Origin of the sequence: Thalassospira indica, from assembly GCF_003403095.1 — a bacterium.
GTDB classification, from domain to species: domain Bacteria; phylum Pseudomonadota; class Alphaproteobacteria; order Rhodospirillales; family Thalassospiraceae; genus Thalassospira; species Thalassospira indica.
On sequence record NZ_CP031555.1, the window covers coordinates 4,475,221 to 4,490,948 of the forward strand.

At 61.7% G+C, this 15,728-nt stretch carries 15 protein-coding genes; 5 read left to right on the forward strand and 10 right to left on the reverse strand.

Features of this window, described 5'->3' with window-relative positions; genetic code table 11:
- Nucleotides 1–62: 62 nt before the first annotated feature.
- The 3 genes from DY252_RS20910 to DY252_RS20920 all read right to left on the reverse strand — a co-directional run bounded on the left by DY252_RS20910 (nt 63) and on the right by DY252_RS20920 (nt 1,198).
- Nucleotides 63–326 (reverse strand): DUF2285 domain-containing protein, encoded by a 264-nt coding sequence (locus tag DY252_RS20910; protein ID WP_258549195.1) that lies wholly within the window; start codon nt 324–326, stop codon nt 63–65.
- Nucleotides 327–431: 105 nt separating this feature from the next.
- A complete protein-coding gene (locus tag DY252_RS20915; protein WP_009573769.1) occupies nt 432–680 on the reverse strand; it encodes a helix-turn-helix domain-containing protein in 249 nt (82 codons plus the stop codon).
- 194 nt (nt 681–874) lie between these two features.
- Nucleotides 875–1,198 carry a DUF736 domain-containing protein gene (locus tag DY252_RS20920; RefSeq protein WP_064790312.1) on the reverse strand — a complete coding sequence of 108 codons (324 nt, stop codon included), beginning with the start codon at nt 1,196–1,198 and terminating at the stop codon, nt 875–877.
- A 770-nt stretch (nt 1,199–1,968) separates the two neighbouring features.
- Here DY252_RS20920 and DY252_RS20930 point away from each other — a divergent pair.
- The 5 genes from DY252_RS20930 to DY252_RS20950 all read left to right on the forward strand — a co-directional run bounded on the left by DY252_RS20930 (nt 1,969) and on the right by DY252_RS20950 (nt 6,431).
- Nucleotides 1,969–3,117 (forward strand): DUF3800 domain-containing protein, encoded by a 1,149-nt coding sequence (locus DY252_RS20930; RefSeq protein WP_064790310.1) that lies wholly within the window; start codon nt 1,969–1,971, stop codon nt 3,115–3,117.
- A gap of 68 nt (nt 3,118–3,185) precedes the next feature.
- Nucleotides 3,186–4,322: a hypothetical protein gene (locus DY252_RS20935; RefSeq protein ID WP_064790309.1), complete on the forward strand. Its 1,137-nt coding sequence runs from the start codon at nt 3,186–3,188 to the stop codon at nt 4,320–4,322.
- Entirely contained in the window at nt 4,319–4,900 is a 582-nt protein-coding gene (locus DY252_RS20940) for a 3'-5' exonuclease (RefSeq protein ID WP_082923594.1), read from the forward strand. Before DY252_RS20935 ends, DY252_RS20940 begins: the two co-directional genes overlap by 4 nt.
- Complete coding sequence (locus DY252_RS20945) at nt 4,897–5,484, forward strand: AAA family ATPase (protein WP_064790307.1); 588 nt, start codon at nt 4,897–4,899, stop codon at nt 5,482–5,484. Before DY252_RS20940 ends, DY252_RS20945 begins: the two co-directional genes overlap by 4 nt.
- 2 nt (nt 5,485–5,486) lie before the next feature.
- A complete protein-coding gene (locus tag DY252_RS20950; protein WP_064790306.1) occupies nt 5,487–6,431 on the forward strand; it encodes an aldo/keto reductase in 945 nt (314 codons plus the stop codon).
- A gap of 222 nt (nt 6,432–6,653) precedes the next feature.
- On the opposite strand, the gene DY252_RS20955 is transcribed toward DY252_RS20950, so the two are convergent.
- From DY252_RS20955 to DY252_RS20985, 7 genes are all read right to left on the reverse strand, one after another.
- Entirely contained in the window at nt 6,654–7,580 is a 927-nt protein-coding gene (locus DY252_RS20955) for a DUF2493 domain-containing protein (RefSeq protein WP_064790305.1), read from the reverse strand.
- A 321-nt stretch (nt 7,581–7,901) separates the two neighbouring features.
- A complete protein-coding gene (locus DY252_RS20960) occupies nt 7,902–8,936 on the reverse strand; it encodes a DUF7146 domain-containing protein (RefSeq protein ID WP_064790304.1) in 1,035 nt (344 codons plus the stop codon).
- A complete protein-coding gene (locus DY252_RS20965; protein WP_064790303.1) occupies nt 8,936–13,258 on the reverse strand; it encodes a strawberry notch family protein in 4,323 nt (1,440 codons plus the stop codon). Before DY252_RS20965 ends, DY252_RS20960 begins: the two co-directional genes overlap by 1 nt.
- A 160-nt stretch (nt 13,259–13,418) precedes the next feature.
- On the reverse strand, nt 13,419–14,063 hold the full coding sequence (locus tag DY252_RS20970) for a hypothetical protein (protein ID WP_064790302.1): 645 nt from the start codon (nt 14,061–14,063) through the stop codon (nt 13,419–13,421).
- Between the two features lie 148 nt (nt 14,064–14,211).
- Nucleotides 14,212–14,472, reverse strand: coding sequence for a hypothetical protein (locus DY252_RS22805; RefSeq protein WP_425451885.1), 261 nt, complete (start codon nt 14,470–14,472; stop codon nt 14,212–14,214).
- A gap of 65 nt (nt 14,473–14,537) precedes the next feature.
- Nucleotides 14,538–15,086, reverse strand: a complete 549-nt coding sequence (locus DY252_RS20980) for a hypothetical protein (protein ID WP_064790355.1) — start codon at nt 15,084–15,086, stop codon at nt 14,538–14,540.
- Between the two features lie 200 nt (nt 15,087–15,286).
- On the reverse strand, nt 15,287–15,451 hold the full coding sequence (locus DY252_RS20985; RefSeq protein WP_165374935.1) for a hypothetical protein: 165 nt from the start codon (nt 15,449–15,451) through the stop codon (nt 15,287–15,289).
- Nucleotides 15,452–15,728 lie beyond the last annotated feature (277 nt).

Consider the following 15,728-nt stretch of genomic DNA (forward strand, 5'->3'; position numbering starts at 1 on the left):
AGATCAATCACTTGGGAAGCCCGCTACAAGGCATCAGGTGATGCGCACGGCGCATCACCTCCTCAGCCGGTTCGCCCCGCCGCCAACTGCCGATAGCCCTCGGAACTCAACCAGCGCGCGCGTTCAAGATGGGCGTCGTGGACCAGGCGCGCCCGCTCCGGCTCTTTCTGCGTATCGAGGCCCAAGATGATCTGCGCCGCTTCCTGCCAGCTCGCGCCCTCGTCTGCAGCATCGAGCAAACGCATATACTGCGCCATGTGGCGACGGTCATACTCCGTGACCACGCCCCCCTGCGGCGGCACACCCTGCAAGCTGCTGATCGTCACGCGCATCCCCACGGCGTTTGCTGCACAAACCTAACACAGCCAGTCGACAGTTTTGTGAGCACGGCGTTAGCGCAATTCGGCTCCCTGCAAAACCCGCCGGAAAGGTCAGGCCTTTGAGGCGGCCTTCGCCTGAACATGCATCACTCCAATCCCCTGGTCGGAATTCAGGAGCAGAATGCCATTCGCCTCGAAAGCCCGTCGGACCTGATCGCGCGTGGTCTCATAGACCTCGAGCCCGCTTTCGGATTCGAGGCGCTTGAGCGCGGTCAAAGATACCCGGGCCTCATCCGCAAGCTGCTCCTGTGTCCAGCCAAGAAGCGCCCGCGCGGCCCGTGATTGTCGGGCGGTGATCATGCAGATCACCTCCCATCCGGCCCGGCGCAAACGCCAGAACTACGACTATTATAGTCGCATAATGAAAATTCGCCACTAAAATTCTGACGTGTTTACATCGCGGTTCCGCTTTGGCCTTGCAAATTTCGGGAACTGATTCGGTTGCCCGGCTTGGCGGTCGGCCCCGGCCTTTCGACCGGGGCCTCGCGACGGCGTTATTCGCCGCGGCGACCGTTGGGGCGGGACCAGATCAGAGCGTAGCTCTCGCCGTCCTCGTCGTCGAAGAGGTTGGCGTAGATCGGGGCGGTGAAGCTCGGATCGTCCAGCTTGAGGCCCAGATAGTCGCGGCCCTCATTGGACCGCTTGGACCAGGCGGCACCGATCTCGGCGCGGCCGACCAGGACCCGGTGGCTGGGGGCGTTCTCGCCGGTGGCGCGGGTGTCGGGAACGATGCGCACGCCCTGGACCTGGACGCTGAGGGTGACGATTTCGCCGGTGAATTCGTTGCCGGCCTTCTTGAAGGTGCCGATGGTTGCCATTTTAAGTCTCCGTTTTCCGTTTCCGGGTCCGCACCATTGCGGCCCGATGGCGATCGACAGGCCGGAGACGACCGACGGCGCACCCCCGGCGTGCCGGGGGCCGGACAGCAAAGGCAGAACTTTCTTGTTCCGCGCGGAATGGCGGCTCTGCCGTCAGGGGAAGAAAGCTATGGCGGCGCTGTTGCGCCAAGCCGGTCGAGGCGTAGCCGATCTTCGGCCAGATCAGGCCATTGAAAGGGCCGTATGGAGCGGACATGGGACGAGCAAGGAACGGAGACGATGGCAACGGCGGATGCTCATCAGCCTGACCGGCAACGAATTCACCGGCGGATTTGCTTACCCGTGACAGGCCATGCGCATCACGCTCCAGGCGCCCCGCCCAACGTAACGCCCCCGATCACAGGTGCGATTTGCCGCTCGAACGGTCCATCGCCTCCACTGCACGACCACGTCCTCGATGCCTGCCTCGTGCCGATCCGCATACCGCCCAAAACCAGCATTCGAATGACCGGGATGCTGCGTTGCCACATTTGTCCAAACGTTCTTGCGATGAGTGGCGCAGTGAAACGCGCGTGATGGATGCCATAATGCCACGGGTGCTACAGAAATCATAAGACCAAGGGTGGTCCAGCTCACCACGGACCTCGGGAGTTCAACCGGGTCGAACTGGGCAATTGAAAGTGCGATGGCTACTAGCTGGTCAAATGATCAATGATCGTTCAGGTTGGAACAAGTGACTTTTCGAACAGGCATAAGAGGGCCGTCAAACCATGGGACAGACAGAAGCCTTCATCGACCGTGCCCATTCTGCGCCCTTGGCATACTATATCGATGAAAGCGGAAATACTGGCGACCTGACCAAGGCAGGGGGCGAAACCTATGGCTTTGAGCAGCGTATGTTCACGCTTGCCGCTGTGGGCTGCGAGCTCGACGATGCGTTCATGGAGAGGTTCAATGTCCTCAGGACAGCGCATCGCATGCAATCTCCAGAAGTAAAATCTCGACAAGCCTATGAACGGCCACAATTCGTCTCCGACCTTCTCGATCTGCTCGAGGAGCGCGGTTGCCCGATCTTCATCGAGGCCGTTGACAAACACTATTTCGTTATCGCGAATATCATAGATCGGATCGTCGTTCCCTATCTCGGGGCATGCGACGTCCAGCCGCGCTCGCTATGGATAAAGGGGGTAATGGCGGATCATATGGCGATTTATGGGCCGCCTGAGTTAGCCCAGGCCTTCGTCGCTTGCTGCCAGAGCCGTGACTACGCCGAGGTCCGCGACTTCTACAAGCAGATCATCCGGTGGGCTGAGACAAGCCGGCTTCCAACTGAAGGGGTTGCCGATGCTTTCGTCCGCTTTACCCGTGACAGCCTCAAGGATTTTCGAAAGCTTCCGAAGGCAAAGGCGGTGGAGAATGCACTGCCAATCCCGGACACCTCACCAAAGGGCAAGCTTCTATGGGTCTTGCCAAATCTGACATCCTTCACCCACGTTTATGCCCGGATCAACCGCTTCCTAGAAAAGCAGGTCTCGGGCGTGACGCTCTTCCATGACGAGCAGCTTCAGTTCGGAGACGTCTTGCGCCAGAATAAGGGGGTGATGGAGAGTTTCAACGCTCTAAACATGCAGCTGCCGCTAAAGACGGCGGATTTCGAGTTCTCAGCATCAGCGGAGCTGGAGTTCGTTTGCTCTCACGACAGCATCGGCATTCAGATTGCCGATGTCCTCGCTGGCTTTGTTTCTAGATACATCCAGCAGGCTGTCTGGGGTGGAATAGAGATGGATGCTAACAGAATGGCCATATTTAACAGAATTGTAGATACCGGTGAGCGCGAGCGAGGTACAGGGATGAACATCGTAGCCCCCGAAAGTCTGCTCCGTTTTCTCGGCATTTCGCCACGAGCAAATTATATATAACCGTCATTACGGAATAGAAATGTCCGCCCTTCTGGCGAAAAGGACACGGGATTGAGGAGGAAGTTGCAATGGAAGCGGTTGGCGATCTGGAGCGGGAAAGGCATCTTAGAAAAGCACCCAGGAATCTACCCGCCTCCCTTCGCAATGTCGTAGAATACCGAAAGTCCGGCCTCAGTCTGAACCACGTTGTCGGGTGCCCGCTCGATTGCGGCTACTGCGTACGGCATATGTTCGACAACTTCGAGATGAAGCGGCCCCACCTCGTGGTGGATGATGAAGAGGCTGTAAGCGCGTTGATCTCGCATTGGGCATTTGTTCCTCATGTCACCCCCGTCCAAATATTCAATCGCGCGACTGACCCCTTTCTGCCTCTCGTGAAGCAGCACATGCTGCACACTCTCGAACTGCTAGATGGGCATGGGTTTGGAAATCACGTGCTAGTAATCACCCGCTGGAAGGTCACGCCTGAGGATGCCGAGCGCCTTGAGCGCCTACGTCATCTCAAGGTCACGGTTCTGGTGACTTGGTCTGGCATTGCGGACCCTCGTCTCGAACCGGTCGATAGCGTAATCGCGGAAAGGTCGCTTGAGGTACTTTGTAAGCATGCCAGCCGTACAAAGAGGATCCTCTACTGGCGCCCTATAATAGCCGGTGTGAACGACACCGATGAATGTATCGCCAGGGCTAGTGCGCTGTCGCGCTTCGCAGACGCCACCGTCTTCACTGGCCTGTTTCATCGGGAGCAAATCCGCGCACACTTTCGCTCCGCAGGTGTCGAAGATATCTATCATGACGTGCCTAGGCGCAAGATCCTCCCGCGCGAGGTCGAGCAACACATCCTGCGTCGATACTTTGGCGCTCCGATTTTCCGCAAGACCTCTTGTGGTATCGCCTACGCGCACGGCGAAGCCGATTACAACGGTCATTATGGCATCCGGGAAATATGCGACATCTGCCCGCCGGACCAGATCAGGATCTGCGCGGCGGGGCATCGGAGGCCCTCACCCAACCGGCTGTCATCGCTCGTCCAGATGGTCGGTCTGGACCCTGGACGGATTGAAGTATCTGAAGGAAAGGTGATTGTTGAGGGCAGCACCGAGCAGCAGCGCTATTTCATCCAGCATTCCTTAGGGTTCCAGGTACATGATCGTACGCAGCCGCATCTGCCTGAGCGACACGGCCGCGCCGAGGAGGGCTGGAATTGAACGAGATAATGTGGGCTGTCGATGTAGAGGGCAGCGGAAAATCTCCCCCTGAGATCGTCGAGTTGGCGATCGCCGAGATGAAGGGGCTGACCCTGACCGGGCGCCGCAAGCATTGGCGCTTCAAGCCGAAGAAGGGCATCTCCCCGATGGCATCCCACATCCATGGCATCTGGGATGAGGACGTGGTCGATGCGCCCGATATCGAGGATGTGGCCGATGACGTCCTAATGTGGCTGGAGGACAAGGCCATCGTCGGTCATAATGTCAAAGTCGAGGTAGACATCCTCAGCCAGGCACTTGAAGGGTGGGAACCCACAGCGGCCTATGACACGTTAAAGATCGCGCGGCGCCTACTCCCCGCAGAGGAGAAGCACGGGCTGGAGTACCTCGGATCCAAGCTGGGCCTGAGCCCACGGGCTGAGAAAATCACCGGCGGGAACAGCCATTCTGCTCCCTTTGATGCGGTGTTGTCAGCTATCCTTCTGGACCACATGCTGCGTGACCGGACAGAGGAAGACCAGCGCGCGATTCTTGCCGGTGCGGACATTCTCGACAGCGCCCAGGGCTCGTTTCTATGAGACGCTCACCATTCCGCATTGCGGTCGCAGGAACGCATTCCACCGGCAAGACGACCTTCCTCACACGGCTGAAGGAGCTGTTTGAGCAGCGCGGGCTTGCCGTGGTCTACGTCCACGACAGCGCGGCCAATGCCAAGCAGAAAGGCTTCCCGATCCTTACGGACCACACCTTTGAAAGCACGGCCTGGCTGATTGCGAGGGCCATCGAGCTGGAAACCGAGGCCACCATCTCGGCAGACGTCATCCTCGTGGACCGTCCTGTGACGGACGCTCTCGGATACCTTCAGGCTGCGCTCCTGCACACCTCCAGGTCGATAGCACCGGCCCGCTTACAGGCACTGGAGAGGATCTGCGAGGCTTGGGCGCCCGAATACGACCTCGCTTTCGTTACGGTACTTGATCCATCCGTCGAACTCGGTGAGGGGCGAGACGGGGATGTGCTTTTTCGCGTGAGGGCCGCCGAGGAGGTGGCCCGAGTGGTCGATAGGTTCATGCCCGACCGCCACCTTCTTCGCTATGGCGGCGCGGACGCAGCGTTGGCGCTCGCCATCGCAGCTTTCGACGACCAACACCGCGGTGTCTGAATATGGCTCGCGAGCATAATGATCCTGCTAGGATCGCTGAAGACCGGGCGATCGCACTCGCGGGAAAGCGCCGCCTAGGCCTCGGCTGCATGGCGCTGACCGGGATTTATGGAGCCGTTGACCGTGAGCAAGCCGTCGCGACGATCACCGCGGCCCTAGATAACGGTGTCACGCTTTTTGACACAGCACCGCTGTATGGCAACGGCGCGAACGAAAAGTTGTTGGGCGAAGTGCTCTGCGGCCTCCCCACTACGACCATCGTCACCAAGTTCGGCCTCTATTCCGATGCTGGGGGTAGTTTATATCGCGATAGTCGGCCCGAAGCGATCAGGCAGTCTGTCGAGGCCTCATTGAGGCGCCTAAAGCGTGATCGTATCGACCTTCTACTCCAGCATCGTAGCGATCCCGATACGCCGGACGACGTAGTTCAGGCCTGCATCGAGGATCTGATCTCCGCAGGCAAGGTCGGCGAGTTCGGGCTCTCCAGCGTTTCTGCCGATCAAATCGCAGGGCGACCGATGGAACACACCCTTAGCGCTGTGCAAAACGAGCTGTCCTTGGTGACCGGCCAGAAGATCGAGGAAGTCGCTGCCACCACGGCGCGGGGGGCCTGCTTCATGGCCTTCTCCCCATTAGGGAGAGGTTTCCTAACAGGTTCAGAACCTTCAGAGCCAGATGATCTCAGGACATCAATGTTGGCTTTTGCGCAGCGCTCTACAAGCGGGCATCCGCATCGCGATGGTTCTGGTAACGAAATGGAGTTTAGGGAGTTGGTTTCCGCGCCCCAGGCGTTGGCATGGGTTTTGGCTCAGGGTGCCAACGTCGTTGCGATTCCCGGCTGTCGGTCCCCAAGCCAAGTTTCCGTGATTTTTGACGATCTCGATAGCCTTACCACGGTCCGTTTCCCTTTCATCCAAGACAAGATCGCTCAGAATACGTCAGACTGAAGGCACCCGATATACCCTGAGCTGAATCTCCTGCAGTTGGGGTCCTCTCCTTAGTGAATGAACGCATGATAGGTTCCCAAGAGCGGCCCCGGGGAATGGTGACGGCCAGCGCGGAAGAGCGGAGGTTGTGAGTGATGGCAACCCGATCGGGCTCCGTCAAACAGACAGGCTGGAGACTGCCCCAAACCTGTCGTTCCAGTGTGTTTCAAAGAAAGGCAGCGCTCACGCGCCGCCTTCCGCCAGGCGATAGACCGGGATGCCCATCTTGCGTGCCTTGTCGGCGAGGTTTTCCTGAATGCCGGTTCCGGGGAAGACGATAACCCCGATCGGCATGGTATCGAGCATCCGGTCGTTGCGCTTGAAGGGCGCGGCCTTAGCGTGTCTCGTCCAGTCGGGCTTGAAAGCGACCTGCGCGACCTTGCGGTTGTCGGCCCAAGTGGCCGCGATGCGTTCCGCCCCTTTCGGCGAACCTCCGTGCAGGAGCACCATGTCGGGGTGTTTGGCATGGACCTGATCGAGCCTGGCCCAGATCAGCCGGTGATCGGTGGTGTCGCCGCCCGAGAAGGCGATCTTCGGCCCGGCGGGTAGCAGCACCTCGTTGTCGGCCCTGCGCTTTGCGGCGATGAAGTCACGGCTGTCGATCATGGCCGAGGTCACCTGGCGATGGTTGACCCGTGATCCGGAGCGCGGCGACCAGGGCGTGCCGGTTGTGCGCAGGAAGAGGTCGGCGGCAGTGTCCCGGAAAGTCTCCATGCTGTCCCGGCGCTCGATCAGGTTTTGTCCTATGCCGACCAGGGTCTCCAACTGGACGGATTTCACCTCGCTTCCGTCCTGTTCGCGCTGAAGACGCTTCTGAGCCTGCTCGTTGTCGTCGAGTTTGCGTTCGATCCGCTCGACGGCGCGGTGGAAGGTGTTGACGGTGGACCACATGATCTCGTCTAGGTCGAAATCGAGGCTGGTGTCGGCCATGGTGGAGATCAGAGCATCGAAGATGTCGGCAACTGCGCCCTGGATGGCGTTGTCCTCGGGCGTGATCCGGGGATCGGCCTCGCCCTCGGCGGGACGGTAGCCATAGAGTTCGAGCTCTTCGACGACATGGCCGGTGGGAGACGTGCTGTGATCGGGGTCGAATTCGTCATGGGCATACATGGGATGTGTCCTTCGGCTGGACCGCGACCGTCGCGGCCTTCATGGCGACGACAAGCCCACGGGCGCTCCGGCCTGGCAGTCCGAGCCCTTTGGCTCAGGACCTTGATGGCAAAGCCCGGCTGATTTGCTTCGCGCTGTAAAGGCGGGCCTGCCCGCCGACGGAAATCAGTCGGGCGCCGCCATTGCTGGGCCGGAGCGTTTGTGGGCCGCTCGCCCTCTCAAGAAGGCCAAGGCGCGGCCCCCTTGCCGAGGTGCCGCAACCCCTTGCCCATGGCGGGATCGGTCATCTCCGAGCACGGCCCTCTCTGGATATTGTGCGCGCTATGTGAAACGGCTGACGTCCTCAGGGGCAATCTGCACCCGGATCTGCGCCCGAAGCGCCTCCAGGCCGAAGCTGACGAGATCGTCGTTGAAATCTCCCAGCATGGGCGAGAGCGTGATGGCCTCGATCCCGGCCTCGATGGCCCGGTCCACCAGGCTGTCCCGCGCGGCGTCACCTGCCGGATCCTTGTCGCGGACGATATAGAGCCTGCGCAGATGCGGCGGGAACAGGATAGCAGCGAGATGTCCGGCCGAGAGTGCGGAGACCGTCGGCATGATCGGCAATGCCTGCCGCAGCGAGAGGATGGTTTCGATCCCCTCGCCTGCCGCCATGACATCCTCCGCCTCGCCAAACCGGACGGCGTTTCCGAGCAGGTCTCCCATTGCCTTTCTCGGCGGATCAAGAGGCGCCTTGCCAGAGCCGTCACGTTGGAGCCAGGTGCGATGCGCGCCGGTGATCTTGCCATCGAGGTCGGTCACCGCGGCAATCATGGCGGGCCATGCCTCTGTCGGCGCATCGCCCTCGGGTCGCCAGTAGCAGGTCGGATGGAACCGCAGGTTCGCGGTTCCGCGTAAATCCGTAATGCCGCGTCCGCGTAAATACGTCTCCGCGAGGCTGCCGATCAAAGGCTGCGTTATGCGCCAAAGGCGACGGGCCGCCTCGGACGATCCCGATGGTGCTGGCGGTGTTTGAGCCCTGCGGGACTGAGGCTCCAGTTCAAAATGCGGCAGGCTGAGGAAGCGGCGCGCTTCTTCAGCAATATCGGCGAAATCGATGAGGCCAAGGGTTTCGCCGATAACGTCGAGCAGATCGCCATGCTCGCCGCTCTGAGCATCGGTCCATTTGCCGGCAGCCCCTTTACCAGCCTCCGGCCCGGTCAGACGGACGAACATTGAACGGCCGGGAGTGTTCCGTACATCCCCAACCTGCCAGTAATTGCCCTGTTTGCGCCCATTCGAGAGATAGTGGCGGCACACCGCCTCGGCCTGGCGACCGAGACGCTGCGCCAGTTCGGAAGCGTTGAGACGCGCCATCACGCAGCCACCCGCTCGGAGATGCGCTCGACGGGGAAGCGGTCGAGCAGTTTGCCGATGATCTCCGGCCCCAATGCGCCCACCGGCACGAAGAATCGTAGCTTCCAGGAGATGATCTCGCTGAAGAGACCATAGGTTCGCAGCCGATCGCGCATGGTATCGGTGAAGCCGGTGAGCTCGATCCGGTTGGCGCCCATGACCCGGACGCGTCGCAGTTGCAGCCCCTCGGTGAGATCAAGGATCGTGCGGCCTTCGATCAACGCGGCATAAGCGGCATCCGGCGTCAGGCTGCTGGTGACGCCACTGGTCGAAGCATTGGTAGCCCATGCCGGCGAGACCCGGCGACCGATGATGCGTTCGCCCTCGTCGGTCTGGAGCCGATAGACCCGGGAGGAGTCCTGCGGCAGGCGCTTCCAGATCGGCAGCAGAAGCCCAGTCACCATATGCAGGATGCTGTCGGTGAACTCCGGCACCTCTGCCAGTTCCGCGTTCCAGGCCGTGGCGAAGGAAGCCTGGTCCGCCTCGCCCCAATGGGTCTCATCCATTGTCCGCATGGGGATGCTCACCGCTTCCATCGGCCGGATCAACCGCACACGGCGCTCGATCTCGCCATCATCCAGCATGACGCTGGTGGTGGGGATCTGCACGGCGGCGCGACCGGATCGCTCGTTGATGAGCAATCTTGCGCGGGGATCATCCAGTTCCGCCAGGGCTGCATTGAGCGTGACCGGCTGATTGCGCTTGCGCTCGGTGAGCGTCAGGAGCCGCGTTTCCGCGCCGGTGCCCGGATGGGTGTGGATCACCTGCCGGTCGGTGACGATGAAGCTTTCCGCCTTCAGCGTTTCCAGTCCCATGTCATAGGTGCCGGATGCAATCGCCCCGTCGATCCGCGCCTGCAGGAGCTGTTCGAAGGCCGAGAACAGGATGCCCTGCAATTCGATGGTCAGCGCCAGCAGGCGATTGAGGAAGGTGGTGATCGGCGGTAGTTCGTCCTTCACACCATTGCTGTCCATCAGCTTCAGGCCGGTGGCGGATTCAAACCGTTCCAGCGAGCATCCCTCGACCTTACCGCGCACAATCAGCAGATAGAGCTGGCGCAACGCATCGCGGGCATAGGCGGATTCCAGATTGTCCTCGGGCCGGAACAGCCCCTGACCGCCGGTCTGGCGCTGGCCGCGGGTGATCGCGCCCAGCGTGTCGAGGCGGCGGGCGATGGTAGAGAGAAAGCGCTTCTCGGCCTTGACGTCCGTGGCGATGGGTCTGAACAGCGGCGGCTGAGCCTGATTGGTGCGGTTGGTGCGGCCCAGCCCCTGAATGGCGGCATCTGCCTTCCAGCCCGGCTCCAGGAGGTAATGCACGCGCAGCCGCTGGTTTTTCGCCGAGAGTTCGGCGTGATAGCTGCGCCCCGTGCCACCCGCATCCGAGAACACGAGGATGCGCTTCTGGTCATCCATGAAGGCCGAGGTCTCGGCAAGATTGGCAGAAGGTGCACGGTTCTCGACCGCCAAACGCGCCGATGCCCCGTCGCCCTTGCGCACGATCCGGCGCGAGCGGCCCGTGACCTCCGCCACCATATCCGTGCCGAAGCGCTGGACAATCTGATCGAGCGCCCCCGGCACGGCGGGAAGCGAACCCAGCTGCTCCAGCATCTCGTCGCGCCGCGCTACGGCTTCGCGGCTTTCGACCGGCTGACCATCGCGGAAGACGGGGCGTGACGAGAGGTTCCCCTCGCCATCGGTAAACGGCTCATAGAGCTGTACCGGGAAGGAATGCTGCAAATACGAGCCAACATATTCCCTCGGGGTGACATCGACGGAAATATCGCTCCATTCCTCGGTCGGGATCTCGGAAAGCCGCCGTTCCATCAGGGCTTCGCCGGTCGAGACGATCTGGATGACGGCGGCATGGCCCGCTTCCAGATCGGCCTCGATGGACCGGATCAGGGTCGGGGTTTTCATGGAAGTCAGCAGATGGCCGAAGAAGCGCTGTTTGGTGCTCTCAAAGGCCGAACGGGCGGCGGATTTGGCCTGCCGGTTCAGCGTTCCCTCGCTGCCGGTGATGTTGGCGGCTTCCATTGCCGCGTCCAGATTGTTGTGAATGACGGCGAAAGCCCCGGCGTAGGCATCATAGATGCGGCGCTGTTCATCCGTGAGCTGATGCTCGATCAGTTCATATTCAACGCCATCATAGGAGAGCGAGCGGGCGGTATAGAGGCCGAGGGATCGCAGATCGCGGGCCAGCACTTCCATGGCCGCAACGCCACCGGCTTCGATCGCCTCAACGAACTCGGCGCGGGTCTGGAACGGAAAATCCTCACCGCCCCAGAGGCCAAGGCGCTGCGCATAGGCGAGATTGTGAACTGTGGTGGCGCCGGTCGCCGAGACATAAACCACGCGGGCGTCGGGCAGCGCGTGCTGAAGCCGCAGGCCCGCACTTCCTTGCTGCGAGGCGGCGACATCACCGCGTTCTCCTTTTCCGCCACCGGCATTCTGCATGGAATGGCTCTCGTCGAATATGATGGCTCCATCGAAATCGGACCCCAACCATTCGACGATCTGCTTGACGCGCGAAACCTTCTCGCCCCGGTCGTCGGAGCGTAGCGTGGCATAGGTGGTAAAAAGGATGCCTTCCGACAACGTGATTGGCTTGCCTTGCGGGAAGCGTGACAGAGGCGTGACAAGCAGCCGTTCCATGCCGAGCGCCGACCAGTCGCGCTGCGCGTCCTCGATCAGCTTATCGGATTTGGAGATCCAGATCGCCTTGCGCCGACCGCGCAGCCAGTTGTCGAGAATGATGGCGGCGGACTGGCGTCCCTTGCCAGCGCCGGTTCCATCACCGAGCATGAAGCCCCGGCGAAAGCGGATTGATCCCGCAGCATCCTCGGGCGCAGCGCTCACATTGTCGAAATGCTCGTCCACGGTCCATGCGCCGGCGAGATGATCGGCATGGGCTTCACCGGCATAGATCACCGTTTCAAGCTGGGCGTTCGACAGACGCGCGCAGATGTCAGCGGGCAGCATGGGCCGGTAGGAGGGCTTCGGCGGTGCGACCGAGGCCATGGCGGCGGATTGCACCAGTTTGGTCGGATGCGGCTGCGCGCCAGCAATGCGCAGCGATTGCAGCGCATATTCCTCATAGATCGCGTCGGACAGGCGAGCGCCTTCGGGTGGCGTCCAGTCCACGGTCTCATAGGCGAGTTCGACGCCCTCGGGATCTTTGGCGGGAGCAGCGACAGGCCGAGCAGCAGTCGCGCGGGCCAGATAGCCCCGCACGGTTTTCGGCGCGGCGGTCGAAGCGGGAAAGACGATCTTCGGTAGTGATACCGGCAGGCGCTGCGGGACCAGCGCCTCGATCCATCCGATCAGCGTGGCTACATCGGGGGCGATTCCCGGTGAGGTCGGAAAACTCGCCGGATATTCGGCGGGTAATTTGTCGATCACGGTCAGCCGCGTGTCGATCGTGGTGCCGTGCTTTGCATAGACCGCGCCATCGACGGCGGCGCTGAACACCACGCGACCACGGGCCTGCAAGCGGATGAACGCGTCCCGCCATGCCGGAGCTTCGGGGCCAAAGCCAGCGCCGGTGATCGTCACCAGCCGACCGCCCGGAGCAAGACGGGCCAGCGCCGAGGCGACATGGCGAAGCGCAGCATCCGCCATCCGTCCCTCGACATTGGCCATTACCGAGAATGGCGGGTTCATCAGCACCACCGACGGCACGGCCTCCGGTGCCAGATGATTGTCGATCTGGGCGGCGTCGCATCGGGTGACGGGACAGGCCGGAAAGAGGGACGAGAGAAGATCGGCGCGGATCTCGGCGAGTTCATTGAGGATCAGCGAACCGCCGGCAGTCTGTGCCAGGATCGCCATCAGGCCGGTGCCAGCCGAGGGCTCCATCACCCTATCATCAGGCGTGATGGCGGCAGCCGTCAGAGCGGCAAGGCCGAGCGGGATCGGCGTCGAAAACTGCTGGAAGCTCTGGCTTTCCTCGGAACGCCGGGTCTGCGTGGGCAACAGCGCCGCGATCTTTGCCAACACGGAAATCCGTGCAGCCGGAGACGCGGCTTTACGGAAAAGCGCCTTTCCGTATTTGCGTAAGAAAAGGACGGTAGCGACCTCACCGGCCTCATAGGCGAGCTTCCAGTCCCAGGCGCCGGTAGCGTCCGACGCGCTGAAAGCCGTTTCCATCGCACCGCGCAATGTCACGGCATCGACGCGCTGACCGCGTTCGAGATGGGGGAGCAGATGATTGGCCGCAGCCAGGATCGCTGGCGCAGCCGCCAGCGGCGTGACCGGATCGGCCACGGGGAAAACCATGTTCATGTCGGGAACCTCAGGAGAGTGGGAAGGACAAGCCCGGACGGCGCTCTCTCTCTCGACCGCCCTGACCTGACCACTTCCGGCCCACCTCTCACTCTCAAAGCGCAGCATAAAAAAAGCGCCCCGACCGGACGGCGGGGCGCTTGGCAGTGTCTTCCCGGGATCATCCGAAGCGGCGACCGGCTTCGGTAAAGGTGTATTCATTGGCAGCGATGGTTTCATCGACCACTCCGTCCGAGGACAGATAATCATATTCGCGCTCAAGCTGGCGGTAGAGCCAGCGGGCCAGATCGCGCAGCGCCTCGATGATCGTCTCCTCGGTATCGGCGGTCATGTCCTGCCCGGTCGGGCTGTCGCGCTCGGCCGAGATCGACATGCAGTATTCGTGGTAATAATGGCCGCGATGACTGACTTCGGCGCGAAGCTGGTAGAAATTGCGCCGCTGGACCGTCTGCAGGGCATCGGCGATGCGATGCAATTCGGTGTCCTGTGGTGCGTGCTCCCGAATAAGGCGCGGAGCATCCTTCGGGTAGGAATACCAGGATTCAAAGCACGCGCCGTCCCCCTGCGAGGAAAAGCCCCGGAACCAGATGCAGGGGTCTTGCCGTGTGCCGCCGCCCATCAACCGGACGGTTCGGGTCTTGAGGTTCAGCCCGAGGATTTCCGCAATACGCTGGAAATCCTCGTAGACGGTATCGTACCAGTCATAATCTAAGCCGCCCTCGCGATACCAGGCGCGAGCCTTCTCCCTCGCCGCATCGGACAGTTCGTCGAACCGATAGACGGTGGTTTCGATGATGTCAGGCATAGGGGTCGCCTCCGTCCAGCACAGTGGACAGCCAGCCATCGGTATAGATCCAGTCCACCGTTTCGCCGGTAGCAAGATCAAGGACATGCGCGCCGCCGCCGAAGCCGTCGATTCTCGGCCGAGAGCAACTGTTTGCGTATTGAAGGCCCTATAGACCCGTCAGACCAAACTCGGTGGCGCAGCGTTTGACGAACTGGATGACATGCTCGGGATCGCCGGTGACGTCATCACCCATCCAGAGCTGAGTGCCACCATGTTCTGGCTGGATGGAGAGCACGAAGCCGTCCGATGGCGGATCTTCGGCGGCAGTGTCATCCGCCAGTGCGTTGTAGAGATCGAGTGCGCGGGCAGCGTTTTCGGGGGTGCCCACGTCAAGCAGGCAAGAAAAGTGCGTGAAATAGTCGGCCATGATGGTCTCCTGAGAAGACATCGCCCGATGCACGACCGGGCCGAATGGGTAAAAAATGATGAAGCTCATGCGACCTGTGGCAGGCGGAGCAAATCAGCCGCGGCGTCGCGCCAGAAGGGATCGACCAGTCGGGCCTCCAGCGCAGCGGCGCGGTAACGCAGCCGTCGCGCCTCGGCGGGATCTGATGCCCGGAATGCCATACCGCGCAGGCGGCTGGCCTCGGTCACGATCCTGCGTGCCTCGGCATCGGATGCGACCGGCTGTTGCCAGAGGATAATGCCGGCGCGGATTTCACCGGCGAGGACCAGGCGCTGATCGCGGTCCTGAATGAGCATGACGCGCGGCTGGAAATACGGAAAGCTGTCCGGCCCCGTGCAAATATCACCGCACGACAGGCGCAAGGCCCCGGCCTGAATGGCCTCTTCCGGTGATGGGCGTTCCCCAAGCGAGATCACGCGGTCAAAGCTATTCGCCGCGTCACTGGCGTCATAGCTGGCCACACCGAGGCACGAAATGCGCAGCGGCAGCTTTTGCGACCGATAAAGCGCGGGCAGAACATCGGCCGCCAGAATATGACCGATGGAGCGGAAGGTTTCGGAACGGGCAAACGTCATCGGGATCACTCCATGACGGGCGCCGGTGAGCCTCTCTCTCCGGCCTTCAACCCGTCACGGCCGAACGGCCCACACTCTTCCTCTCTGACCGGGCTTGTTCCCGGTTCCGCCGCCGACGATGGGGGACCATCGTGAGGCGCCGACGGCCCGAAGCGCGGGTCTCCGCGCTCGGGCCGTCGGGGATGAGGCGCTTTCGCGCCTTACTCCCACGGGTCCAGCTCCAGCTTCACCATGTCGTCGTCGCCGTCGAACTCGGCGGCGGGGCAAGCGGCGTGGGTGCCGTCTCCGGCCTGGAACACGACGATCACGACCATCAGAGTGGTGGCGAGGCTGGCGGCGAAGGCGGTGGCATCTGCATAGGACATGGGTTCCGGCTCCTGTCTTTGGAGGCGAGGGACCATCCCCCGCGCGACAGGTGCCCGAAGTGTCTGACCGGATCTGCAATCACCCGAGGGCGTTCGGACTTTTTCCGAATCCCCGAGGGCGGCACGCGAAGCGTCAAGCCGACCCCTTCGGGGTTGAATGTCAAAGAGACGGATCGGACCAAGGTTTGCGAATGGAAGCGGGGTTGGTTTTTCGCATCTGACAGGTGCCGGATATCCCTTGCAGATGCTTCGCCCGGCCAACCCTTGCCGCCGCATC

Excerpts from the sequence above, each read along its gene's own strand:
- DY252_RS20970 (WP_064790302.1), bottom strand. The coding sequence starts at position 14,063 with ATGCCTGACATCATCGAAACCACCGTCTATCGGTTCGACGAACTGTCC.
- DY252_RS20935 (WP_064790309.1), top strand. The coding sequence starts at position 3,186 with ATGGAAGCGGTTGGCGATCTGGAGCGGGAAAGGCATCTTAGAAAAGCA.
- DY252_RS20985 (WP_165374935.1), bottom strand. The coding sequence starts at position 15,451 with ATGTCCTATGCAGATGCCACCGCCTTCGCCGCCAGCCTCGCCACCACT.
- DY252_RS20920 (WP_064790312.1), bottom strand. The coding sequence starts at position 1,198 with ATGGCAACCATCGGCACCTTCAAGAAGGCCGGCAACGAATTCACCGGC.
- DY252_RS20980 (WP_064790355.1), bottom strand. The coding sequence starts at position 15,086 with ATGACGTTTGCCCGTTCCGAAACCTTCCGCTCCATCGGTCATATTCTG.
- DY252_RS22805 (WP_425451885.1), bottom strand. The coding sequence starts at position 14,472 with ATGGCCGACTATTTCACGCACTTTTCTTGCCTGCTTGACGTGGGCACC.
- DY252_RS20915 (WP_009573769.1), bottom strand. The coding sequence starts at position 680 with ATGATCACCGCCCGACAATCACGGGCCGCGCGGGCGCTTCTTGGCTGG.
- DY252_RS20945 (WP_064790307.1), top strand. The coding sequence starts at position 4,897 with ATGAGACGCTCACCATTCCGCATTGCGGTCGCAGGAACGCATTCCACC.
- DY252_RS20930 (WP_064790310.1), top strand. The coding sequence starts at position 1,969 with ATGGGACAGACAGAAGCCTTCATCGACCGTGCCCATTCTGCGCCCTTG.
- DY252_RS20960 (WP_064790304.1), bottom strand. The coding sequence starts at position 8,936 with ATGGCGCGTCTCAACGCTTCCGAACTGGCGCAGCGTCTCGGTCGCCAG.
- DY252_RS20965 (WP_064790303.1), bottom strand. The coding sequence starts at position 13,258 with ATGAACATGGTTTTCCCCGTGGCCGATCCGGTCACGCCGCTGGCGGCT.
- DY252_RS20950 (WP_064790306.1), top strand. The coding sequence starts at position 5,487 with ATGGCTCGCGAGCATAATGATCCTGCTAGGATCGCTGAAGACCGGGCG.
- DY252_RS20955 (WP_064790305.1), bottom strand. The coding sequence starts at position 7,580 with ATGTATGCCCATGACGAATTCGACCCCGATCACAGCACGTCTCCCACC.